A 22,919-nucleotide genomic window follows, 5' to 3' on the forward strand; every position below is an offset into this window, starting at 1 on the left:
TGCACCCGTTGCATCATCAAGGAACAAACCGACAACACGGGCACGTTTGGCTGCCGTTGCCTTGGAGAAGCCGGCGCGGTGTTGGTCGTAGCCGTGCACGACCCGCGGTCAACAATGCTCCAAGCAGGCCAGACGTCCCTTGTTCGTGTCGTTCTGGGTGGCCGGTGGCTCCTATCCCAGGAATAAGCAAAGGCTGTGCCTGCCTCGGACTTGTTACCTAACATGCAGAAATTATTTTATTTTCATTGAAAAAATATCGGAGGAATGCCAGCTTGGCAGCTGGATATTCGGCCCTAAGCCCAATATCGGTCAGATAGTGGCGAGGCGCGCCATGCCTGGAAACAGGCGGTGCCGGCCAGGAGGGGAGGAGGCCTCTTTCCCTTCTTTCACGTCATTTCGAGCGAAGAACCTCAGGCAGGAGGTGCCGCCGGTTGCAGAGCAGGGCGTTAGGCGTCGCGGTTGGTTTGGATGCCAAGCTTGCGCATGCGGTATTGCAGGGTGGTGCGGGGAATGCCGAGCAGGCCGGCCGCGCTGTCCGGGCCGGAAATGCGTCCCTTGGCCAGGGCCAGCGCCTCTTCGATGTACTGTTTTTCCATCTGGCGCAGGGTCAGAAAGGCGCCTGACTCCTGCCCCTGCTTCTCGGCGGCAGCAATGAGCATGCTGCGGACATCCTGCAGGGTCAGGGGATGCTGTACGTTGGCGATGAGCAGACGGCTTATGATGTTGCGCAGTTCCCTGATGTTGCCGGGCCAGCTGTATTCCTGGAGCAGGGACATGATGCTCATGGAAAAGGAGATATCGGGCACCCGCATTTGGGAGGACAGGATGCCGGAAATCCGTTTTGTCAGCACCGGAATGTCCTCCCGGCGTTCCCGCAACGGGGGAATGGTGATGATCATGGTGGCCAGCCGGTAGTAGAGGTCCGTGCGCAGGCGCCCTTCCTTGAGGGACTTGTGGATGTCGATGTTGGTGGCCGCGATGAGGCGGATGTCGGCCTTGATGGAAAAGGATTCGCCCACCCGCTCAAAACTGTTTTCCTCAAGCACCTGCAACAATTTGCTTTGCAGGTCCATGTGCAGTTCCCCGATCTCGTCGAGGAAAAGCGTGCCCTTGTTGGCCATCTCGATGCGGCCCACGCGTTGGCTGGTGGCGCCCGTAAAGGCGCCCTTGCCGTGGCCGAACAGTTCGCTTTCAAATAGGGTGGTGACCAGAGCCGGGCAGTTGACCTTGACGAAGTTGTGTTTGGCCCGGCGACTGCGGTCGTGGATATAGCGGGCGATCATGGTTTTACCTGTGCCGGTCTCGCCCTGGATCAGGATGGGGACTTCCAGGGGAGCCACCCGGCGGATTTGGCGCATGATGGCCTTCATGGCATCGCTTTCGAAGACCGGCCCCTCGACCATGTCTGGAGGTGGGGCCGGGGTGCCGCCCAGGGGGCCGGATTCCAGGACGGCTATACGTTCATGACCCAGGATGTTGTCCACTCCCGAGGAAACGAAGGGGCTCAAGGAGGCGATGAAATCGACGATCTCCATGAGCTTGGGCGGTTCCTGGCGGAAGGAGCAATGGAGGGTGCCGATCACCTTGTCCCGGATGATGAGCGGAAAGGCGATGGAGACGTTTAACCCTGCTTCGGCCAGGGGATTGTCGGATTCGTTGGGAAAATGGCTGGTCAGATCGCGGATGACAATGGGCTCGCGCGAGGTGATGACCAGGCCGGCCACGGTTTTGGGGCCGGCATGGCGGACGATGGATTGGGTCTCGACAACGACCCCTTCGGCCGACGTGAAGTAGGTGAGGACTTCGATGTCGGAATCATAGAGGTTGATCGCCAGGCGGTCATAGGGAAAAAGCCGCCGCAGCTGGTGGCTTAAGGCCTTAAAATAGCCTTTGCGGTTGACTGACGCCAACAGGGCGTCATTGAGACGGCGAATGACTTGCTGCAGCACGGTGCTGCTGCGCAAGTCGAGGTTGGGGGTGCATTTGGAGGGCGCCATGGCAACACTCCCTTCGGGGTAAAGGTTGACGGCCCGGAAGGGGACTGCCCGGACGCAGTCGAAAGCGGGCGTAACCGCAATGAATTTTAAGTATATTAGGGGAAAACGTGTTTCCTGTAAAACCTCCGGCGAACCTGCGCTTACCGAGCGGCGGCTTTGGGAAAATAGGTCGTGTTGGCGCTTGGCACCACCGCCACGCGCGCCTTGGGGCCGGCCTCGGCCAACCAAGCGTCCAGGGTCTCCTGCAGGCCGCCCTTTTCCAGATGGCAACTGGCCAGGCTGGCCTGGTCCATGAGCGAGACAACGCGGACCGTAAAATGGGTCAGGGTCCGGCTAAATAAGAACGCCTTGTGCGCGCCCATGCGAAAGCCGTTGGCCTTAAATTCTTTCAGTTGAGACTGGGGATCGGGGAAGCGGCGCACGTATGCTTCATAGACCTCGTCGCCGATGCCCTGGGGGCAGGCAGCCAGGAGCAGGATTTTTCCGCCTTCCCGGGCGCACTGCGAGGCCAGGTTGAGTCCCTTTTGGGCCTGATACAGGCAGATATCCTTGGGACAGCCGCCGCAGGACGCCACGACGATATCATAGGGCTCCCCGGACAGCTGGACCCCGTAGAGGCGGTCGCACAGCGGCGCGCCGGCCCGGAGCACGGCTTCGGGCCGGCCGGCCCACAGACCAAGAATACGCTTGGCCGGATTGAGCACAACGTTGACGGCGAAGTCCACGCCGACGAGGTTCCCGGCCTCGTTGAGGTCCTGTCGCACCGGATTGTCCGCCAGCAGGCCCACCTGGGCCCCGTGCTCGAACATCAGGGAATGGTTGGCCTGGACGCTGCGCACCGAGCCGCATCCAATGATGGCGCCCTTGGCTCCGCCGGTGAATCCTACGAATTGATGGGGGTCGATCTGGCCAACCACAATTTTGAGCGCTGCGGAGGCGTAGAGGGCGTTGACCTCCACCGGGGTGCCGCGGCTGGTGGTGCCGCAAAACATCATGGGCGAATGGCGGGCATCGTGGGCCATGACCCGGCAGGTACCGACGACGTCCGGAGGCAGCAGGCGGGTCAGGTCGTCCTGACTGGCCGGTGGATGCAGGCCACCGCCCATGATGATGACAACATCCTTGGGGGAAAGGGTCGGCCAGACGGCAAAAAGCCGGGCCAGAAGCGGCGGCAACAGCAGCCGGAGCGGAGTCGGCCGGGTTTCGTCGGGTACGGCGATGGCCACGGAGGCGGGTTGGGGTCTCGCCGCAAAGGGATCGGCTTCTAAAGGCGCCTCCAGGGCCACTTCCAGAACGGCCCTAGGGTCGCTCAATGGAGCGAGAGCGCTTGGATGGAGAATATCCACCTGTATTTCGTTCGGGAAATGGATGGTGCGATGCCCGCGGTCGTATTTTACGTCAATATCCATATCCGTTCGCCTTTTGGTGAAAACGAGCCAGGAGGGCCCCTATTGCGTGGCGGAGGGGTAGCCGCGGCACGGCTGGGTCCTGATTCCGTTGTGCCGATGGACCTTATTTCGTGATCTTGTACACCGCGTTGCAGTCCTCGGTGCCCAAACCGGCGGCGTTGGCCTGTTTGAACACGCTAAGGGCTGCCATCATGGTCGGGATCTTCATGCCCCAGGCCTCGGCCATCTCGCAGCCCAGCCGGACTTCCTTGAGGGCCTGATCCAGCCCGAAACGGTTGGCGAAATCATCATCGGCGATCCAGGGGCCGCGTTCGTCCATCTGAAAACTCCGGGCCCCGGTGCCTTGCAACAGCCTAATGAGCGTCTTGCGTCCGATGCCGGCTTTTTCCCCGATGCGGATGCCTTCGGCCAGCGCGGCCAGATTGGTCATGCCCACCAGCGTGCTGATGAGCCGCATGGCACAGGCGGCTTCCACCGTACCCATATAGGAGGCGGACGAGCCGATGATCGGCCACAATACGGCCAGTTCGTCGAAGGCGGCTTTGTCGCCGCCGACAAACAGGGGCTCTTCGGCTTTTTCCGCTTGGGCCGGGGTGTTGTCCAGGGAGCATTGGAGAAACCGGCATCCCCCGGCTTTGGCGGCGGCCTCCAGGGTGATGGCGGTCTGCGGATCGATGGTGCTCAGGTCTATGACGATGGCGCCGGGTTTGAGCCGTGCCAGCAGCCCGTCCGGGCCGAGCAGGACGTTTTTGACCTCCCGGGGAAGCGGCAGACGGGTGAACACCACGTTCCTATCGGCAAAATCGGCCAGACAGGTCGCGCCACGGGCAGTGGTCCCGGCGGCCAGGGTCTGGTTCACGGCTTTTGGGCTGCGGTCATAGACCAGCACCTGCTTGCCGGCCCGGATCAGATTCCGGGCCAGTGCCCCACCCGTGAGACCGACGCCAATACATCCGATCCGCATGGGACTTCTCCTTGACGCGGTTTTGCTCCCATCCACGAGAGGCTCGTACGCTTTACCCAAAGGCAACAGAACGGCACCGTTGCGCGAGGTGTCTTTCCAACTAGGTGAAGGCCCATCAAGAAGCGTGCAAAGTGAAAATGTATTTTTAATGTATTAATATAATAGGATATTTTAAAAAGAGAGGCAGTTTGCCGCGCTAGAGAGCCGCCCAAATACCGGCAGCATGCCGAATTGCAGGCAGCCCGGAACGGCCACGGCACATCCTTCCTGTGAGCCAGCTGGTGGGCCAAGCCCTTTCCGAGACCAAACGCCTCCGGACCCGCTACGCTCCAAAATACGCTCGCCTGCCGGACGGATTGCCAGGTTTTCGGCTTTTTGTAGGAATATTTTCTAGTAATATATTATATTTATTAAATATTCTTATTAGAATGATACTTGCTAGGCCGATGGAATGTTGTGTGTCTTGCGTAATCGACTGTCAGCTTGAAGGAGGCCTTCGTATGGCCAAGAATAAAAAGAGCATGGACGGCAATACCGCCACCACGCACGTCGCGTACGCGTTAAGCGACACGGCGGCCATTTATCCTATCACGCCTTCGTCCACCATGGGCGAGATCGCGGATGAATGGGCGGCCAAGGGACTCAAAAACATCTTCGGCCAGACCGTGACCATCCGGGAAATGCAGTCCGAGGCCGGCGCGGCCGGCGCGGTACACGGTTCACTTGCGGCCGCAGGCAAGAACCCGCTGACCATCGACTCCAAGGCCCCGGCCGGCGACTTCCAGGGCTTCCTCGGCGGCGAAGTCCGCTATGCGGCCCTGGAAAAGATGCACCCCGATATGTCCCTGCGCTACCGCACCACCATGGAGGCGGCCTACAAGAAGCGCTATAAGGAACTGGAATACCTGGCCTCCATGCCGGTCTTCGACGGTTTCTCCGGAACCGGTACAGAGGGAGACGGAAAGTAATGAACAGTTCACCAGCCATCGTGCAATCGCTCGAAGACCTCGTAGGAAAAGAAAAGGATTACTTCATGACTTATCAGGAGAATATCCACGCGCTTTTTGCGCCCAAAACCGTAGCCGTCATCGGCGCGTCCGATAAGCCGGGAAAAGTCGGCCATACGGTGGTGCATAACATGCTGGATGCGGAATTTAAGGGGACATTGTGAGGTGGTCCCATTTGTTTGGACAGGTTGGCGGGGAAAAACACATTCGCTGTGCGCTCTTGGGCATGAGCTTGTCCGACGCGATCACTCGGTGCTGTTCATCCCGGCCTACCGCTTGGTGCAGAAGCTGCTCATCGCCAAACGGGATTTGAACCTGGAAAAGGCCCTCAGAAAGCTGGACCGTTTCGAGGCGGTGATCATCGACGACATCGGCTACGTCCAGCAGGACCGGGAGGAGATGGAGGTGCTCTTCACCTTTTTGGCGGAACGTTACGAGCGTGGCAGCGTGCTGATCAGCAGCAACCTCGTCTTCTCTCAATGGGACAAAATCTTCAAGGATTCCATGACGACGGACGCGGCTATCGACCGGATGGTCCACCATTGCGTCATCTTGGAACTGACCGGCCAGAGCTACCGGAACCAGGAGGCTCAAAAGCGGAATTCAGTCGCAACGTCCCGCGTCCATGACGACGGACGCGGCCTTGACCTCAAACCCGAAGATCACATGGCTGAGGCCGAGGTCGATGCACAAAAATAGTTGTCGTCAGTGCACAAGAGTAATTGACGCCGAGCATCCAGTAGCGGCTTCCCGCGCTGTCCTCCCAAATGAAACTAGTGTCCGCCAGCGTTTTTACCGGATTTTGCCCCGCCCATACTCTGGTGATTTCCTGCAAATTCGGCTTTTCAGGCTGTTCCAGAAAAATCGAAATGTCGGCGGAATCATCGGGCGCAGTAAAACTGATGACGCTGTCATCCCGGTAGAATTTCCAATCATCGGGCGTTTGCGCGCTGAACTCCTTAATAACATGAAGGGCGGCAAAGGAAGACTGCGGGACGCAGACAAATACGAAAGTGAGAACGAAAGCCAAAAGACAGGATTGAAGCATAACATTACTCCTTATATTGGCGCGTCGAGTATGTGAGAAATCATCATTGATTCTCCATTCGAACAAAAATGACTATTGAGACGCCATTAATTGATGTTGAATATGTTTTTTTACAGGTTGTTGAGCTGTTTTGTATCTTCAAATGCAATGGGCCATGACAAGGCTGCCGATTTGCCATGGCCAATATTCATTCAACTACCTACTTTGTGATCTGGACATCCAATGTATAGCTTGTATCGATCCCATGTATGGCGCAGACGATGATTTTATAGTCGCCTCTTTCGGGCAGGGCCCCTTCCCACTGCGTGGCGTCATCATCCTCGCCAGCGCCAGGCAGATAGACATCTTCATCACCGGGCTTCTTGGAGCGGAACAGGACGAGATTATCGACGTTTGTTACATTGACCAGCATGGTTTGCGGCGACAAGCGCCAGCAAGATAAGTAGCGAGAACTCCATTGCGGCATGGAGCACCAGCCTTTTCCCTGAAGCCGCTACGGCTCTTGCGCCCAGCGTTGGAAAGCGATCCTGACGATTCATCATATTCTCCTTCGAAGGACGGTCCTTTTCTAAAACGGCGCTCCCTTGGCCAATGCCGGATTGCATACGCATGGCGTAATGACGGCTGGACCATAGCATAGACCATGCCGCACCGGGGAACGACCGCGCAGACCAGACATTCCGCAGCCTGGACAAACCGGCCGCGACCTAGCTGCCCACAATTCTGCCACAAGCCTGTTTTCTGGCCGCTCTGCGCCATGCAACCTGCCAACAGGATGGACGACGCGTCCCACAGACCATGCCACGCGACAGGCGTCCGGCGGCGTTTGGGCGAAATGAACCTGTGCATGCGAGGCGACGCGCTCCGACAGGACCTCGCTTTACGGCTTGAGGCGCCCCTGGACCCAGGCGTTTCCCCGGTTTGGCGCAACTTATGCTTTGGGGACGTATTGCGCCAAAACCTACCCTCCCAAAAGCCACGGATGAGTGGACGACATGAAACTTCGTAGTGCTTTGTTTTCCGTTATTGGCGTTCTGACCCTGTACGCCGCTTCGTCGCAGGCGGCCAAGGAAGAACTGCTGGTTTCCTTTGCAAATGACACCAACTTTGAGACCCAGGCCGTAACGATCACGGCGAAAAAAAAAGCTGGCGGCGGGGCGATCTATCGCCGCGGCATGTACGTCGAACCGGGCGGTTCCGGCTTCATCGGTTTTGACGGCGGGTCCTCGCTGACCAACCTCAGCATGGATATGGGCGTGGCGCGCTTCGAGTTCATCGATGTAACGCCCCTGGCCGGGCGGTCTCATTTGAACCTGCGCGTCGCCTTTGACGAAGCAAGCGCCACTCCCCTCTTGATCCTGGAGGGGCGGGCTGAACAAAACGCCTCTGGCGTTACGCGTGCCGATACGCCTGGCGACGCCTTTGGCGCGACACTGGACGCGCAAGCCGGTCCCATCTGGAACAATGATCACGCGAAAAAGCGATGTCCGGAAATCGTGCAGGAGTGGCTGCGCGAAAATCCGGGGCAAAGCGCCGCCTGGAATGGTCAATGGAGGACCACCAGGGAAAGTGAGATGAGCGTATGCGGCCTCAAAACCGCTCCCGCCCCGGAACCGGGCATGGAATTCACGCAGGAAGCCGGGCCGATCTGGAACAATGTCCACGCAAAAAAGCGGTGCCCGGAAGTCCTGGCCGAATGGATGCAAATAAATCCTGGCAAGGATGCGGCCTGGACCGGCCACTGGTGGACCACGCGGGAAAACGAGATGAGCGTTTGCGTCCTACGCCTCGCCCCTTCCGCCGAGGCGCCCCAAAAATTGCAGACCCTGGAAGACTACGGCGACGGCGCCGTGCGGGTCGCTGGCCGGTTTACGCCGCTTTTGGCCAGAAACGAAAGCGGAGGCGTTCCGTTTACCGACCTCCTGGCGGCCAAGACCATGGCCGACATCCGGACCCTGGCCGGGCTTGAGACTGCTGGCGACGAGGATGATCCGAACAACCGGGAACACGCGCTGACCCTCAAGGCGCGTTTTAGCGGGAGCGTCTGGTTGGCCTCCATCCATCCGAACAATGACGATTATGATATGTTCACCGGCTATCACGAGGACAAGGTCAGGCCGGGGCGCATCTTCATGCGCGCCTATGCAGAGAATGAGGCCAGGGAGAAGGTTATAGACGGCCTGCGGGACAAAGGCTGGCACCCCTGGGCCCTGCAGTCCCAAAGCGGCCCAGGGATGAATGACGAGCGTTCTTACAAATACTGCGAAGCCGCTCCGGACGCGCAGGAAGCATGGGCCTTGGTCATGAAGGAATACTCCGGTTCCGATCCGCGCCCCTATTACACGCGAACCCTCTTTTTGCCCAACGAAGGCTACGAGGCCGCCGTCGCCAATGGCAAGTCCCAAGCGCCGGGATTCCTGTTTCAGACGGGAAACTCCATCGTGATGACCATGGAATACGTCCTCGACGCCGACGTTTACGTCGGCCTTTCACGCTAAAACGTCCCTTTTGGAGACAAACATGAACGCGATCCTGGGCTACGCACGGGTGTCGACCGGCGAGCAGGACCTGGAAGGGCAGCGCCGTCGCCTCCAAGAGGCCGGCACATTGCGGATTTTCGAGGACGTTAGCAGCGGGCGGAAGTTCGAGCGGCCTGGTCTGACCGCGCTGCTCGAGTATGCGCGCCAGCCAACACCAAAAGAAAAAGCAGAAAAAAAGTTAGGCTTCTAAAAGTTAGGCTTCTATGCAAGGGCAAAGCGCACATAAAGTCCTGCTTGGCGTCCATCGCAGGCTTTGCCTCTTGAATTACACAGCATGACCAAATGTGCATATCTCCTCCTTTTCGTGGCGATGCCATCTCTCGTTAGACTCTGGAGGATAATGATAATGACAATAAATATTTCACACCAGGGTTGTCCCGGGGTGTTGCAATATCACTCTTACCTATTCAACGATGATAGACGACGAAATATCGTCCCATCTGTCTCCGAGATATGAATACTTATGTGCAACTTTGCATTTTCTTCCTCTGTAATTTTGTGCTCAAACAAGTAGACGACATTACCATATCTAACTTTTATTGATCTTATCATGCCATTGCCTATCTCAAGATCGTTTACATTATAGCTTCCTTCTTACAGGCATTGCTGCTGCCCTCGGTAGCCTTTGTGCTCGTATATAATAGCTGCGAAGCTTCTTGCTTCAGCCATGCTTGGGATAATAATATACAGGCCACCAGGTAAGACGCGAAACATCATGACCATACATCCATCAAGGTACATCCGTTTCATCTCTTCCTCCTTCATGCAATCGTGTTTTCACCAACGCCCTGGCTTGGCTCTGGATTCTCTTCTATGGCGTATGCTTGGCGTATGGTGCCGGGGTATTGTATAGACTGTGCCGGGGGCCGCAGTGGCGCTACGCCTGGAGCAGTGAGCCACCGCGCCGCCGGGGCTGGGCTGTCCTGCCCATAATTCTGCCATAAGCCCATTTTCCGGTGACAGCGTGCCCCACAACCGAACAGCCACCCAGACGGGGCGAGCCGTGCGCTGTGCAGGCACCGTCCCGATTTCAGGAGAAAAGGGCTTATCCAGGCGCCAAATACGTCCAGCTGACGCTGCGCTGGTCACAATCAAAACAGTGTCGCTTTTCGCATGTGGCGCAACTGGCGCGACTTGTGCTTGAGGGATGGATGGTCGCGCCAGAGCATCTTTCCTTGCCCTATGTGGACCAGCTCAGTTTTCCGGATGTTTGAAAAACCGTACCGCGCACGATTGCGAGACCGGAGGCATCATGTCACGCTTACGTCCATTGCCACTGTTGGCGCTTGCCCTGTTTCTCGTTCCCCTGGCCGGATTGGCCGCCGCCCAGGAGAACCCGGCCAAACCGGCCATACAGGAGACGCTTCCCTCCCTGGAAAACGCACAAAACGCCCAGGCCGTGCTTTCCTTTCTCAAAATCAACCTGACCCCGGACCAAAAACGCTTCCTCAATGCCAATAAATTTCTCCTGGTGCCCAAACGCGACACCATCTTCGGCCAAAATGACCACGATGCCGCCCCATTCAGCCTCAACGGCTATGACTATGACGAAATGCTCGGCCTGTTCGACCGCCTCGGCGGCGACGGTTCGCCCCTGAACCGCAAACCGGAAAACACCAAGTTCGTGGGCCCGGACGTGGTGCTCCACGCCATGGGCAAATATTTTGAAAATGCCTTGGAGTATCTGGAAAAAACCGAGCTGGCCCCGCTGCTGACCCGGTTCGTGGCCGCTTTGCGGGACCGGGCCCTGGCCCACAGAAAAACCGCTTCCGGCGCCTTGGCCAACCACCTGGAAACCGTGGCCGCCCAGCTCACCGTGCCCCTGGTGCTGCTGGAAAACGTCAAGGCGAAAACGCCCCCAAAGGCCGGCGAAATGCCCGTGTACGGGGATGATGAAGTGCCCGACAATATCGACACCCCTGCTGCCGCCCTAAAGCGTCTGGCCGTCCTGTCCAAGCCGTTCTCGCCCCCAACCGTGGCCGCGCTTCAGACCGAACTGCGGCGCATCTACGAGGCCGAGGGCATGGCGCCGTCGCCGCTGTTTCGCAGCTATGACCCCGAAGGCAGGCTCAAGGCCGACTACACCCAGTACAAGCCCCGGGGGCATTACGCCAAGAACTCGCGACTTCGCGGCTACTTCCGAGCCATGATGTTCCTGGGCCGCATGGGCTGGCCGCTTGGAACGCCCGCCGGCCTGTCCGACGCCCTGATCGTCACGGAGCTTCTGGACGAGCCGGGCAAGGACGGCAAACCGCTGTCCGCCTCCTGGAAACGCCTGATGGACGTCACCGGCTTTTTCGCCGGTCTGCCCGATGACACCGATTACGAGGCCCTGCGCGCGTTTGTCCTCAAGGCGCTGGGCCAAAAGAAGCTCTCCCTGGCCGACGCCGTGAACCCGAAGATGCTGGGAAAGCTCGCCGGCCGTCTCGACGAGTTGCCCACGCCGCGCATCCTGTCCGACATCCTGGTCGATCCCTCCATCCCCAAGACCACCAAGGAGGCCACGCTCGCCCAACTCAAAAACTTCCGCCTGTTTGGCCAGCGTTTTTCCCCGGACGCCTGGATACTGTCCCGCCTGACCGCCGGCCAGGAACAAACCGACGTCCGCCTGCCCTCCATGCCTTCGGCCCTGTTCGTGCCGGCGGCCCTGGGCAACGCCACGGCCCGGGAGTTCACCGCCGCCTTCCTGGCCGGTCCGGGCCAGAACTTTTCCCCGGACGAGGTAACAGCCTTCCTGGGACGGCTGGACGCCACGGCCAAGGGACTGGCCAGCCTGCCGGAAAAGAGTTGGTCCGACAGCCTGGCCGCGGCCTGGCTCCACGTCCTGTCCACCCTCAAGACCAACCACGGCCCGGGTTGGCCGGCCTACATGCAAAGCCCGCCCTTCCCGGCCAAGCGCATCGAAACCATCCTTGGCTCCTACACCGAACTCAAGCACGCCACCGTGCTGTACGCCAAGCAGAACTATGCCGAGAGCGGCGACGGCGGGGAGGAAGGCACGCCACCCCCGGTGCCCAAGGGCTTCGTGGAACCGGCCCCGGACTTCTGGGCGGCCATGGGAAAGCTTATCGGCACGGTCAAAGCCGGATTCGCCCACTACAAGCTGCTCCCCGCTGAACTGGAGGAGTATGGACGCCTGAGCGAGTTCAACGATCTTCTGGCCTTCTACGGCTCCCTCGCGGCCAAGGAGATGGCCAACCAGCCCCTTTCCGAGGAAGAATACGAAAAGTTGCGTACCCAGGGACTTGGTTTCATGAGCGCGCCTTTTGAAATGGTCATCCTCACCGAGGACCAGTACAGAAGTGGTCTGACTGCCGACATCCACACCGACGCAGTCACCGGACAGGTGCTCTACGAGGCCACGGGCATGCCCTATGTCATGCTCGTGCTGGTAGGCAACGAAAACAGCCCACGGCTCACCGTGGGCACGGCCTACAACCAGTACGAATTCGCCCGTCCCTTAAGCGAAGGCCGCCTCACCGACGAGGCCTGGCGGGCCGATGCCTACGCCAGACCGCCGCGCCTGCCCGCAAAAAACGCGTGGTACAAGGACTTGGACACACAATAGGCAAGACGCCTCCGGCGGCCGGGAGGGGATAATCCCCTCCCGGACCCTCCACAAAGGGGAATACAAAAGGCCCTCCCGTCCAGGGGGCCGGGGGGAATGATTCCCCCCGGCAGGTCCAGGGCAGCACCCTGGGGAAAGGAGTCGTTGGGGTGTTCAAAATATCTTTGGGCTGGGGAGTGGCGCTCTGGCTGTTGGCCATCGCCACGGCCCAGGCCGCACCACCTTTTCCCGCCCTGTACCCAGAGCCGGAACTTTTCCAGGCGGCCCTGGCCCGAAAGCCTGCCCCGGCCATTCCCTGGCGCGTCACCGGCCTCACCGTGCCCCATCACCTGCTGGCCGCCGACCTCATCGCCGACGCCTTCTCGCGCCTGCGCACGCAACACTACCACCGGGTGATCATTTTGTGCCCGGACCACTTCCACCGCTCGGCCACGCCCTTTGCCGTGTCCGTGCGGGACTTCCAAACCGTGCTGGGCCCCGTGGCCCTGGACAGAGAGGCCACGGACCGGTTGCTGGCCTGTCCCCTGGTGGGCGCCTCCAATCTTTTTTCCCATGAGCACGGCGTCCAGGCCCTGACCCCGTTTCTGGCCCACCACGTTCCCAAGGCCCGCCTCGTTGCCGTGGCCATCCGGGCCACGGCGTCCCCAAAACAATGGAAAATTCTGGCCACGGCCCTGACGCCGCTGCTTGACGCCCACACCCTGCTCGTCCAAAGCACGGACTTTTCGCACTACCTGACGCCAGCTGAAGCCGCCCGCATGGACCAGCAGACCCTGCGCCTCGTGGCCGATCCCGATCCGGAAAAGCTCCTTCGCCTCAACCAGCCGCGCCATGTGGATTGCCTGGGCGCGCTTTTTCTCCAACGCACCCTGCAACGGGACGTCCATCATGCCGCCCCAATCACCGTGGCCAACCGCAACAGTCAAGCCTACGCCACCACGCCCGTGACTCGCTCTACCAGCTACATGGTGCAGTACTACGGCCCACCGGACGCTCTCCTGCCCGGCCCCAATCGGTTCATTTTCACCGGCGACGCCTTTTTCGGGCGCTTCATGGCCAAACTGCTGGCCCGCCCCGGCAAACGTACGGAACTCGTCCGCTGGGTGCGCACACGTACGGGCGGCGTGCCGCTGGTCGTCAATCTGGAAGGCGTACTCTCCCCCCGCTGCCCGACCAATCCCGGTCCCTATACCCTGTGCATGCCCCAGGCCGACACTTTGCGCCTGCTGCGCGACCTTGGCGTCACGGTCGCCGTACTGGCCAACAACCATGCCAAAGACCTGGGCCCCGACGCCCTACGCCGCATGGCCCAAACCTTACGCCGAGTCGGCATCCTTCCCGTCCTGGCCGACCAGACCACAGACATCGGCCCGTTGCGCCTGGCCGCCCTGACCGACCTGGACAATGCCGACCCCAGACGCCGCAATCTGCTGACCCGGACCGCCATCAACCGGCTGATCACCCCAAAGCAGCCCAAACCGCTCTTCGTCATGATCCATTGGGGCGCGGAATTCACCCGCAAACCCGACCCGCGGGTCCTGGCCCTGGGCAAGGCCCTGACCGAGGCAGGGGCCCAATGCATCATCGGTTGCCACCCGCATCACGCCTGGCCGCTCACCTGCGACGCCAATACCTGCCAAGCCTGGTCCCTGGGCAACTTCCTCTTCGACCAGTCCCGCCCCGACGCCGATGGCGAGCTCCTCGAAGTCCGCTTCTTCCCCCAAGGCACCTATGCCCTGCGCCGTCTCCCCATCGGCAATCTCTACCGGAAACTGGGGCACCACCCCTGACCCGGCCCAGACCCAACATTCGTGTTACCAGGTATCAAGTAGCGGGGACTGGCTCCGCTGTCGTATCTCCGAGAGGGATTCTCGCGTCCAGGTCCAGCTCAAAGAGGCCGTAGGGGTTGATGTGGTGGTAGACCAAGGTTCTCGGTCGCGAAAAAGCCGGCGTTGTCATGCAGCATTGCGGTCGTGAGAAGGCTGGTAAGCATCATGCCAAAGGCATGGACTACGGGCGTTAGGCTCCTCCGTATTCATTATAAACAATGTGCCGATTCGAAGGAATTCAAGGCTACGTGCTGCGTTGCAATCGGAGTATGTCCGTAAGGCTCATTCCAGCCGGTAACCTACACCCGTTTCGGTCTTAAGATGTACTGGCCGGGCTGGTTCGCGCTCAATCTTGTGGCGCAACTGGTGCACGTAGACGCGGACGTAATGCCCTTGCTCCGTCGCCGACCGACCCCAGACCTCCCGCAGGAGCTGAACCTGGGTGACCACCTTGCCGGCATGGCGGGCCATCACGGTAAGCAGCTTGAATTCGATGGGGGTGAGATGCGCCTCTTGTCCCCCCACCGTGACCTTACGGCCTGCGAAATCCACGCGTAGGTCTCCGGAGACAAAGACCGCCTCTTCCTCGCTCGACCCGATTTTGGCGGCATGGCGCAAGGCCACCCGGATGCGGGCTTCAAGTTCGCCCACGCCAAACGGCTTGACCAGGTAATCGTCGGCCCCTGCGTCCAGGCCCGCGACCTTGTCGTTTTCCTGTCCCCTGGCCGACAGGATGATGATGGGCGTTTGCGTCCACTCCCGAAGCCTTGAAAGCACCGTGAGGCCGTCGATATCCGGCAGCCCCAGGTCCAGCAGGATGACGGCCGGATTGTGCGAGGCGGCCATGGACAGGCCTTCCCTGCCGGTTGTGGCTTCGAGCAAGGCAAAGCCTCGGCCTTCGAGATAGGCCCGCAGGAAGCGCCGGATGGGCGCTTCATCCTCAATGGCCAGGATTGTTGCCGGCGTCTGGACCATGACTGGTGCTCCCGTGTGCGGCGGCCTCCAGAGGCAAGGTGACGATGAACCGGGTGCCGCCCTTGGGCCGGTTTTCGGCCCGGATGTTTCCGCCGTGGGCCATGGCCACGGCCCGGCAGATGGCCAGCCCCAGTCCATACCCTCGTGGATGCTTTTCTCCAGGAGCACGATAAAAGATATCGAATATCCGCTTCAAGGAATCGGGTGGAATTCCCGGCCCTCGGTCTGCCACGATCAATTCCACGTCCTCTCCCACTTTGTGGCCAGCGATGTGAACCGGTGAGCCGGCGGGAGTATATTTGGCTACGTTTTCCAGGAGATTGACGAGAAGCTGTTCCATAAGCAAGCCATCCAGGGGCGGCATGGGCAGGTCCTCGGGTAGAGAAATGGTCACAGGCCGCTCGCCCAGGCTTTTTTCCATCCGGGACAAGGCGGTCCCTACTATTTCCTCCAGGGGGATCGGCTCCTTGCGCAGTCGTACGGTCCCGGATTCCAGGCGGGTCAGGCGCAGCAGGTTATTAAGCAGTCGGCTTAATCGTTCGGCCTCGTCCCGGATGTTTCGGGCCAACATGGCGTGGGTTTCTTGATCCATGGCGGCATTCGCCAGGAGCAGGCTTTCGGCCGAGCCCGATATGGCGGCCAAGGGAGTTTGCAGGTCGTGGGTCACGGCGCTTAGAAGCGAAGCCTTGAGGCGCTCGGCCTCGGATTCGAGTTGAGCGAGCTTCGCCGATTCCTGGAGCCGTTCCACCTCCAGGGTCAATCCCACCTGCTGGGCAAATGAATCCAGAATTCGAATCTGTTCCGGGAAAAATTCCTTTGGCGATGCCGGCGCGGCCACCAGAACGCCCATGACCTTGTCCCGGCCGGTAAGCGGCAAAAAAAGCGCTTGGACGTCCGGCAGGGTGTCGGTGCCCCGCCCAGCGGCGTGGCCGTTTTCAAAGACCCAATGGGCCGCTCCATACCCCTTGGCATCAAGAAAGGCTGGGGAATGATTCCGGGCTTGGCGCAGCCCGCCGCCTGCGTCTGGCACAAGCACGGTTGCGTCGCAGGCCAACAGTTCCGCAACGGAGCGCCCGGCGGTATCGGCCACGACATCCAAGCCGCGAGCCTCGGTCAAACGTTGGGAAAGCGCCAGCATGAGACCGGCCCGCCGCTCCAGGTCCCGGGCCAGGGTGGCATGATCGCGCATACGCGTGGTCAGCCGGCTTATGACCAAGGCCACGCCAAGCATGATGGCAAAGGTGACGACATACTGTGTGTCACTGACGGCAAAGGTGAAACGCGGCGGCACGAAGAAAAAATCAAAGGCCAGGACGCTGGCCACTACGGTAAGGAGGGATGGCCCCCTGCCGCAGGTCATGGCCGCCACCACCACACCGAGCAGGTACACCATGATGAGGTTGCTTAACTGAAAGTTAGGAAACATGGCGAAGGACACGGCCGTGGCGGCTGCCCAAATGGCTAGGCTGGCGACATAGGGACGCCAGGAGATCCGGGGGTTGGCCATTCCCCCGACAATACGCTCGGTCTCTCCTCCGATGTCGCCTCGGATGACGTGGACGTCGATTTCGCCGCTTTTGCGGATGAGTTCGTCCACGGGGCTGCCGAGAAGAAAGTCCTTCCAGCGCGGCCGCACCGGTTTGCCAATGATAATGGTGGAGACGTTCTTGGACCGGGCCAGAGCCACGATCTCCTCGGAAACCCGGGGACCGGCGATGGTGGCCACTTCAGCCCCGAGCTTTTCGGCCAAGCGGAGATTTTCCGCAGCCGACTGGCGCTGCACGTCGGACAAGCGCGGCGACTCCACGAAGGCCGCGATCCAGGAGACGTGCCGGGCTGCGGAGGCCCGTTTGGCGGTCCGGATGAGCTTGGCCGAGGTCGGGCTTGGCCCCACGCATACCAGCAGCCGCTCGGCTGTGGGCCAAGTGGCTTCAATGGCGTGGCCTTTGCGGTAGACGAGAACTTCGGCACTGATGCGCTCGGCCGTGAAGCGAAGGGCCAGTTCGCGCAGGGCGAACAGGTTGCCCGAGCGGAAGAAGTGCTCTGCCGCCCATTCGGCGCGCTCGGGCACGTAAACCTTGCCCTCGCGCAGGCGGCGCAGCAAATCTTCCACAGGCAGGTCCACCAGCACGATGGCGTCGGCTTCTTCCAACACCGTATCCGGAACGGTCTCGCGCACCCGAACGCCGGTGATTTGGGCGACCACGTCGTTGACGCTTTCGATGTGCTGCACGTTGACCGTGGTGTAGACGTCGATGCCGGCGGCCAGCAGTTCGCGCACATCCTGCCAACGCTTGGCGTGGCGGCTGCCGGGGGCGTTGGTGTGGGCCAGCTCGTCCACGAGCAGCAGCGCCGGCCGACGGGCCAGGGCGGCGTCCAGGTCGAATTCGGACAGCTCATGCCCCTTGTAGGCGATGCGCTGTCTGGGCAAAACAGCGATTCTGGACAGGAGTTCCTCGGTTTCCGTCCGCCCATGGGTCTCCACCACGCCCGCCACGACGTCCAGGCCTTCGTCGAGGGCGGCCCTGGCCGCTTCGAGCATGGAATAGGTTTTGCCCACGCCCGGGGCCGCGCCGAAAAAAATGCGCAACTTCCCGTTATGTCCGTCCGTTTCCTCCTTGCGAGCCAGCGCCAGCAAGGCGTCGGGATCAGGGCGGCCGTCGTTGTCCATGGCCATGGCGGCTCCTACGGGTTGCGGGATTTTTGATTGTCCGCTTTTCCCACCAGGGCGTCCAGGTCCAGATTGAGCCTCAAGACGTTGACCCGGGGCTCGCCCAGAATGCCGAACTGGCGACCCTCTATGCGGCTTTCCACCAAATCATGCACGGTTTGCTCGGAGAGTCCCCGGGCCTTGGCCACCCGGCCGACCTGGTAGAAGGCTGCGGCTGGGCTGATGTCCGGGTCCAACCCCGAAGCCGAGGACGTGACCAGGTCCACCGGCAGCCCGGCCGAGTTCCCAGGATCGGCGGTAGCCAACGCTATTTTGCGCTGGTTTACGGCTTCGACCAGGGCCGGATTGCTGGGACCAAGATTAGAACCAGACGAAGCCATGGCATTGTAGGGCATGGGGGCCGTGGCCGAGGGACGACTCCAGAAATACCCCGGCGAAACGAACTGCTGTCCGATCAGGGCCGATCCCACCACCTCACCGTTTCGGACAACGGCGTTCCCCGCGGCCTGATGGGGGAAGATGCCTTTGCCCATGAACGTCACAACCAGCGGGTAGGCAAGTCCCGTCAGTACGGTCATGCAAATCAAGAAGCCGACACCCATCCAGAGTTCTCTGCCTATCTTTCGCCACATGATGTTCCTCCTAGGCCAGGTGCAGGGCGGACAAAAGCATGTCGATGAGTTTGATGCCGATAAAAGGCGTCACCAAGCCCCCCAGGCCGTAAATGAGCAGATTGTCCCGCAAGGCCCGGGCCGCGCCAACAGCCCGGTAGCGCACGCCCTTGAGCGCCAGGGGGATTAAGCAAACGATGATGAGGGCGTTGAAGATGACGGCCGACAGGATGGCGCTTTGGGGGGTTTTGAGTCCCATGATGTTGAGCGCGGCCAAGGCCGGATAGGTGCCGACAAAAGCCGCCGGGATGATGGCGAAGTACTTGGCGATGTCGTTAGCGATGGAAAAGGTGGTCAGCGCCCCCCGGGTCATGAGCAGCTGCTTGCCGATGGCCACGATCTCCAGGAGTTTGGTGGGGCTGGAATCCAGGTCCACCATGTTGCCGGCCTCCTTGGCCGCCTGGGTGCCGGTGTTCATGGCCACGCCCACGTCGGCCTGGGCCAGGGCCGGAGCATCGTTGGTGCCGTCGCCGGTCATGGCCACGAGCCTGCCTTCGGCCTGGATGTCCCGGATGCGCTGGAGCTTGGTTTCGGGTCTTGCTTCGGCCAGGAAATCATCCACCCCGGCCTCGGCGGCGATGGCGGCGGCGGTGAGCGGATTATCCCCAGTGACCATGACGGTCTTGATGCCCATGCGCCGCAGTTCGGCAAAACGCTCCTTGATGCCGCCCTTGACGATGTCCTTGAGCCACACCGTCCCGAGCACCTTGCCTTCCTCGGCCACCAGAAGCGGCGTACCGCCGTCCTTGGCCACCCGTCGTACCGCTTCCCGCACCGCTTCGGGGAATCCACCCCCGGCCTCGGCCACATAGGCCTCGATGGCGTCCGGGGAGCCTTTGCGGATAGAGCGGCCCGGCAGGTCCACGCCGCTCATGCGGGTGGCGGCGGTAAAGGGCACGAAATGCGCGCCCAGTTCATGGATGTCCCGGCCGCGCAGCCCGAAGCGCTCCTTGGCCAGGACCACGATGCTGCGGCCTTCGGGGGTCTCGTCGGCCAGAGAGGACAACTGGGCGGCATCGGCGAGTTCAGTCGGTTCTACTCCCGGAGCGGGCAGAAATTCAGTCGCCTGGCGGTTGCCCAGGGTAATGGTGCCGGTCTTGTCCAGAAGCAGCACGTCCACGTCGCCGGCGGCCTCCACGGCCCGGCCGGACATGGCGATGACGTTGGCGGCGATCAAGCGGTCCATGCCGGCGATGCCGATAGCCGAGAGCAGTCCGCCGATGGTGGTGGGGGCCAGGCACACGAAAAGCGCCGCCAATACCGTCACGGTGATGACCGAGCCATGCCCGGCCTGTCCGACGGCAAAGGCGGAGTAGGGATAGAGGGTCACGCACACCACCAGGAAGATCATGGTCAGGGCGGCGAGCAAGATGTTGAGCGCGATTTCGTTGGGGGTCTTGCGGCGCTTGGCTCCTTCCACCATGGCGATCATGCGATCGAGGAAGGTTTGGCCGGGCTCGGCCGTGCCACGGACCACCAGCCAGTCGGACAGCACCTTGGTGCCGCCGGTGACGGCGCTTCGGTCGCCGCCGGCCTCGCGGATGACCGGGGCGGATTCGCCGGTGATGGCCGATTCGTCCACCGAGGCGATGCCTTCGAGAATTTCGCCGTCGCAAGGGATGGCGTCCCCGGCTTCGACCAGAAACAGGTCGTCTTTGCGCAACTCGGCCGAGGAAACCACGGTAACGCGGGCATCACGCGAGGCTTCGTCCAGCTTTTTGGCCGGGAGATCCTTTTTGGCTTTGCGCAAGGAATCGGCCTGGGCCTTGCCCCGACCCTCGGCCATGGCCTCGGCGAAGTTGGCGAAAAGCACCGTGAACCACAGCCAGCAGGCGATGGCCCCTGTGAATCCCGGCGAGGCTTCGCCGTGGCCGGTCAGGGATTGGATAAGAAGAATGGTGGTCAGGATGCTGCCCGCGTACACGGTGAACATGACCGGGTTTCGCACCTGGCAAGCCGGAGTGAGTTTGAGGAACGCATCGAGCACGGCCCGCCGCACCAGCGGCGGATCGAACAGGGGACGGGAACGGGTCTTGGCGCACATGGCGACATCCTTCCTTACTGCGACAGCATGAGGTGTTCGACGACGGGACCGAGGGCCAGGGCGGGGATAAAGGTAAGCGCTCCCACGGTCAGGACCACGGCCACGAGCAGGCCCACGAAAAGCGGCGTATGGGTAGACAGCGTACCGGCTCCGGTGGGAATGATTTTCTTTCCGGCCAAGGAGCCGGCCAAAGCCAGGGTGGGCACGATGAGCCAGTAGCGGGCGACGAACATGGCAAAAGCCCCGGCCCAGGCGTAATACGGCCTGTCGGCGGCCAACCCGGCGAAGGCGCTGCCGTTGTTGTTGCCCATGGAGGAAAACGCGTAGAGGATTTCCGAGAACCCATGGGCCCCGGGGTTGCTTATGGCTGTCCTGGCCCCGGTGGCCACGGCCACGGCTGCGCCGCAAAGGACCAGAAACGGCGGGATGAGGATGACCAGGGCGGCCATCTTCATTTCAAAGGCCTCGATCTTCTTGCCCAGGTATTCGGGCGTGCGTCCCACCATGAGTCCGGCCACGAACACGGCCACGACGGCGAACACCAGCATACCGTAAAGCCCCGAGCCCACGCCGCCGAAGACCACCTCGCCAAGCTGCATGAGCAGCATGGGGAAAAGCCCGCCCAGGGGCGTGAAGCTGTCGTGCATGGAATTGACCGAGCCATTGGAGGCGGCGGTGGTGGCCGTGGCCCAAAGGGCCGAGTCCACAACGCCGAAGCGGAGTTCCTTTCCTTCCATATTCCCACCGGGGCGGGCTGCGGTAAGCGGCGTGTCCATGGCCGCAGTGTCCACACCCAGGGTGGTTAACCGAGGATTGCCGGCCTGCTCGGCCGTAAGGCAGGGGAACAGAAAGAGCGCGAAGAGAATGACCATGGCCGCCAATACCGCCACACCCTGGCGCATGTCCCGGACCATGCGGCCAAACGTGATGCACAAGGCGGCCGGGATAAGCAGGATGGCCAACACCTCGAGGAAATTGGAAAGCGGCGTCGGATTTTCAAACGGATGGGAAGAATTGACGTTGAAAAAACCACCGCCATTGGTGCCAAGCTGTTTGATGGCTTCCTGGGAGGCCACCGGGCCTAAGGCTATTTTCTGTTCCGCCGCCACAGCGGATTCGGTCATGGGCTTGCCAGCGGCGTCCAGGCTGGGCGCGGCGTTTCCGTCGACCACGGGCTTGTTGTAGGTCACGGGGTCCAGCAACCTGGCTGTGACCGACCCCTGAAAGGTCTGCGGCACGCCCTGGGCCATGAGGAGCACGGCCAGAAGGAGGGACAGCGGCAAGAGGATGTGCGTGACGCTTCGGGTGCAATCCACCCAGAAGTTGCCGAGGTGTTGCGCCTCCCGACGGGATAGGCCGCGAATGAGCGCGGCCAGGACGGCCATGCCCGTGGCCGCCGACAGGAAGTTCTGCACGGTCAGAGCCAGCATCTGGGTGGCGAAGCTCATGGTGGACTCGCCGCCGTAGGCCTGCCAGTTGGTGTTGGAGGCGAAACTTATGGCCGTGTTGAGGGCGACGCCTGAAGAGACGCCGCCGAGCCCCAGGGGATTGAGCGGCAGCACACCTTGCAGGCGTTGCAACGCATATACAGCAAGCATTCCAACAGCGTTTAGGGACACGGCTGCAAGGGCATAGCCTTTCCAATCCATCTCCGTTGTTGGTCGTATTTCACAGAACCAATAGACTAGGCGTTCCAAGGGACGGCCAACGCGGTCCCAAAAAACGGGACGTCCCTCATAAATTCGAGCCATATAGAGTCCCAGAGGCCAAGCCAGGACCAAAAGGACCAGAAGATACAGAATGACACGGGTGAAATCGATGGTGGTCATTCGAAGGACTCCGGTTTGAGCAACGCAAAGAGGAGATAGATAAAAAGGCCTGCCGCCACGATGGCGGCAAGGACGAGCACTGTGCCCATGGCTATTTCTCCTTGAGGCGACCGAGAATTCCGATCAGGACGAACGTGACCAACGTCGGCCCCACGATACCTAGCACTGTCAGCAAGTCCCCCCAAAAAAGTGCACGCATGGCGTGTTCCTCCCTTTCATGCGGATTCGGACGATGGGAAGATAACAGGTCCGGTGTCAGGATGGTGTTAAAATGCGGGGTGAAAGCGTAAGAATTTTGTTAATGATTTCGTAAAGCCTGACTTGATTGTATCCTGGAATTGAAAAACAAAGAGCCCCGCGTGGGCGG

General features: G+C 60.9%; 16 protein-coding genes and 3 pseudogenes. 8 read left to right on the plus strand and 11 right to left on the minus strand.

Annotated features, from left to right (window positions below):
* Positions 1-446 precede the first annotated feature (446 nt).
* From ACMZ6R_RS06160 to ACMZ6R_RS06170, 3 genes are all read right to left on the minus strand, one after another.
* Positions 447-1,997: a sigma 54-interacting transcriptional regulator gene (locus tag ACMZ6R_RS06160; RefSeq protein WP_416110008.1), complete on the minus strand. Its 1,551-nt coding sequence runs from the start codon at positions 1,995-1,997 to the stop codon at positions 447-449.
* Positions 1,998-2,137: 140 nt separating this feature from the next.
* Positions 2,138-3,406: a nickel-dependent lactate racemase gene (gene larA, locus ACMZ6R_RS06165; protein WP_416110009.1), complete on the minus strand. Its 1,269-nt coding sequence runs from the start codon at positions 3,404-3,406 to the stop codon at positions 2,138-2,140.
* A gap of 103 nt (positions 3,407-3,509) precedes the next feature.
* Complete coding sequence (locus tag ACMZ6R_RS06170) at positions 3,510-4,370, minus strand: NAD(P)-dependent oxidoreductase (RefSeq protein WP_416110010.1); 861 nt, start codon at positions 4,368-4,370, stop codon at positions 3,510-3,512.
* Between the two features lie 500 nt (positions 4,371-4,870).
* Between ACMZ6R_RS06170 and ACMZ6R_RS06175 the strand changes: the two are divergent.
* The 3 genes and pseudogenes from ACMZ6R_RS06175 to ACMZ6R_RS06185 form a co-directional block, all read left to right on the plus strand.
* Positions 4,871-5,101, plus strand: a pseudogene (locus ACMZ6R_RS06175) (hypothetical protein); the annotation flags it as partial.
* A 302-nt stretch (positions 5,102-5,403) separates the two neighbouring features.
* A pseudogene (locus ACMZ6R_RS06180) lies at positions 5,404-5,538 on the plus strand (CoA-binding protein); the annotation flags it as partial.
* Positions 5,516-6,076 carry an ATP-binding protein gene (locus ACMZ6R_RS06185; RefSeq protein ID WP_416110011.1) on the plus strand — a complete coding sequence of 187 codons (561 nt, stop codon included), beginning with the start codon at positions 5,516-5,518 and terminating at the stop codon, positions 6,074-6,076. The pseudogene ACMZ6R_RS06180 and the gene ACMZ6R_RS06185, both read left to right, overlap by 23 nt.
* Here ACMZ6R_RS06185 and ACMZ6R_RS06190 read toward each other — a convergent pair.
* Both ACMZ6R_RS06190 and ACMZ6R_RS06195 read right to left on the minus strand, forming a co-directional pair.
* Positions 6,027-6,425, minus strand: a complete 399-nt coding sequence (locus ACMZ6R_RS06190) for a hypothetical protein (protein WP_416110012.1) — start codon at positions 6,423-6,425, stop codon at positions 6,027-6,029. The two genes, ACMZ6R_RS06185 and ACMZ6R_RS06190, sit on opposite strands and share 50 nt — an antisense overlap.
* A 199-nt stretch (positions 6,426-6,624) precedes the next feature.
* Positions 6,625-6,891, minus strand: a complete 267-nt coding sequence (locus ACMZ6R_RS06195) for a hypothetical protein (RefSeq protein WP_416110013.1) — start codon at positions 6,889-6,891, stop codon at positions 6,625-6,627.
* Positions 6,892-7,420: 529 nt separating this feature from the next.
* On the opposite strand from ACMZ6R_RS06195, the gene ACMZ6R_RS06200 reads away from it, so the two are divergent.
* The 5 genes and pseudogenes from ACMZ6R_RS06200 to amrB all read left to right on the plus strand — a co-directional run bounded on the left by ACMZ6R_RS06200 (position 7,421) and on the right by amrB (position 14,323).
* Complete coding sequence (locus ACMZ6R_RS06200; RefSeq protein WP_416110014.1) at positions 7,421-8,923, plus strand: hypothetical protein; 1,503 nt, start codon at positions 7,421-7,423, stop codon at positions 8,921-8,923.
* Between the two features lie 22 nt (positions 8,924-8,945).
* Positions 8,946-9,155 carry a recombinase family protein gene (locus tag ACMZ6R_RS06205; protein WP_416110015.1) on the plus strand — a complete coding sequence of 70 codons (210 nt, stop codon included), beginning with the start codon at positions 8,946-8,948 and terminating at the stop codon, positions 9,153-9,155.
* A gap of 245 nt (positions 9,156-9,400) precedes the next feature.
* Positions 9,401-9,508: pseudogene (locus ACMZ6R_RS06210) on the plus strand (hypothetical protein); the annotation flags it as partial.
* A 709-nt stretch (positions 9,509-10,217) separates the two neighbouring features.
* Complete coding sequence (locus ACMZ6R_RS06215) at positions 10,218-12,533, plus strand: DUF3160 domain-containing protein (protein WP_416110016.1); 2,316 nt, start codon at positions 10,218-10,220, stop codon at positions 12,531-12,533.
* 149 nt (positions 12,534-12,682) lie between these two features.
* Positions 12,683-14,323, plus strand: coding sequence for an AmmeMemoRadiSam system protein B (gene amrB, locus ACMZ6R_RS06220; RefSeq protein WP_416110017.1), 1,641 nt, complete (start codon positions 12,683-12,685; stop codon positions 14,321-14,323).
* Between the two features lie 321 nt (positions 14,324-14,644).
* Here amrB and ACMZ6R_RS06225 read toward each other — a convergent pair whose 3' ends face one another.
* From ACMZ6R_RS06225 to kdpF, 6 genes are read right to left on the minus strand one after another with little or no spacing between them, the layout of a single operon-like run.
* Positions 14,645-15,337 carry a response regulator gene (locus ACMZ6R_RS06225; protein WP_416110018.1) on the minus strand — a complete coding sequence of 231 codons (693 nt, stop codon included), beginning with the start codon at positions 15,335-15,337 and terminating at the stop codon, positions 14,645-14,647.
* Positions 15,303-18,014 carry a DUF4118 domain-containing protein gene (locus ACMZ6R_RS06230; RefSeq protein WP_416110019.1) on the minus strand — a complete coding sequence of 904 codons (2,712 nt, stop codon included), beginning with the start codon at positions 18,012-18,014 and terminating at the stop codon, positions 15,303-15,305. The genes ACMZ6R_RS06225 and ACMZ6R_RS06230 overlap by 35 nt, the downstream gene beginning before the upstream one ends.
* A gap of 8 nt (positions 18,015-18,022) precedes the next feature.
* A complete protein-coding gene (gene kdpC, locus ACMZ6R_RS06235) occupies positions 18,023-18,640 on the minus strand; it encodes a potassium-transporting ATPase subunit KdpC (RefSeq protein WP_416110020.1) in 618 nt (205 codons plus the stop codon).
* Positions 18,641-18,650: 10 nt separating this feature from the next.
* A complete protein-coding gene (kdpB, locus tag ACMZ6R_RS06240; protein WP_416110021.1) occupies positions 18,651-20,723 on the minus strand; it encodes a potassium-transporting ATPase subunit KdpB in 2,073 nt (690 codons plus the stop codon).
* A 14-nt stretch (positions 20,724-20,737) separates the two neighbouring features.
* On the minus strand, positions 20,738-22,552 hold the full coding sequence (kdpA, locus tag ACMZ6R_RS06245; RefSeq protein WP_416110022.1) for a potassium-transporting ATPase subunit KdpA: 1,815 nt from the start codon (positions 22,550-22,552) through the stop codon (positions 20,738-20,740).
* A complete protein-coding gene (gene kdpF / locus ACMZ6R_RS06250; protein ID WP_416110023.1) occupies positions 22,549-22,641 on the minus strand; it encodes a K(+)-transporting ATPase subunit F in 93 nt (30 codons plus the stop codon). Before kdpF ends, kdpA begins: the two co-directional genes overlap by 4 nt.
* Between the last annotated feature and the right edge of the window lie 278 nt (positions 22,642-22,919).

It is taken from the genome of Solidesulfovibrio sp. C21 (genome assembly GCF_047785625.1).
Lineage (GTDB): Bacteria > Desulfobacterota > Desulfovibrionia > Desulfovibrionales > Desulfovibrionaceae > Solidesulfovibrio.

Coding starts and splice junctions, on each gene's coding strand:
- ACMZ6R_RS06160 (WP_416110008.1), bottom strand. CDS start 1,997: ATGGCGCCCTCCAAATGCACCCCCAACCTCGACTTGCGCAGCAGCACC.
- larA (WP_416110009.1), bottom strand. CDS start 3,406: ATGGATATTGACGTAAAATACGACCGCGGGCATCGCACCATCCATTTC.
- ACMZ6R_RS06170 (WP_416110010.1), bottom strand. CDS start 4,370: ATGCGGATCGGATGTATTGGCGTCGGTCTCACGGGTGGGGCACTGGCC.
- ACMZ6R_RS06185 (WP_416110011.1), top strand. CDS start 5,516: ATGCGGAATTTAAGGGGACATTGTGAGGTGGTCCCATTTGTTTGGACA.
- ACMZ6R_RS06190 (WP_416110012.1), bottom strand. CDS start 6,425: ATGCTTCAATCCTGTCTTTTGGCTTTCGTTCTCACTTTCGTATTTGTC.
- ACMZ6R_RS06195 (WP_416110013.1), bottom strand. CDS start 6,891: ATGCCGCAATGGAGTTCTCGCTACTTATCTTGCTGGCGCTTGTCGCCG.
- ACMZ6R_RS06200 (WP_416110014.1), top strand. CDS start 7,421: ATGAAACTTCGTAGTGCTTTGTTTTCCGTTATTGGCGTTCTGACCCTG.
- ACMZ6R_RS06205 (WP_416110015.1), top strand. CDS start 8,946: ATGAACGCGATCCTGGGCTACGCACGGGTGTCGACCGGCGAGCAGGAC.
- ACMZ6R_RS06215 (WP_416110016.1), top strand. CDS start 10,218: ATGTCACGCTTACGTCCATTGCCACTGTTGGCGCTTGCCCTGTTTCTC.
- ACMZ6R_RS06225 (WP_416110018.1), bottom strand. CDS start 15,337: ATGGTCCAGACGCCGGCAACAATCCTGGCCATTGAGGATGAAGCGCCC.
- ACMZ6R_RS06230 (WP_416110019.1), bottom strand. CDS start 18,014: ATGGCCATGGACAACGACGGCCGCCCTGATCCCGACGCCTTGCTGGCG.
- kdpC (WP_416110020.1), bottom strand. CDS start 18,640: ATGTGGCGAAAGATAGGCAGAGAACTCTGGATGGGTGTCGGCTTCTTG.
- kdpB (WP_416110021.1), bottom strand. CDS start 20,723: ATGTGCGCCAAGACCCGTTCCCGTCCCCTGTTCGATCCGCCGCTGGTG.
- kdpA (WP_416110022.1), bottom strand. CDS start 22,552: ATGACCACCATCGATTTCACCCGTGTCATTCTGTATCTTCTGGTCCTT.
- kdpF (WP_416110023.1), bottom strand. CDS start 22,641: ATGGGCACAGTGCTCGTCCTTGCCGCCATCGTGGCGGCAGGCCTTTTT.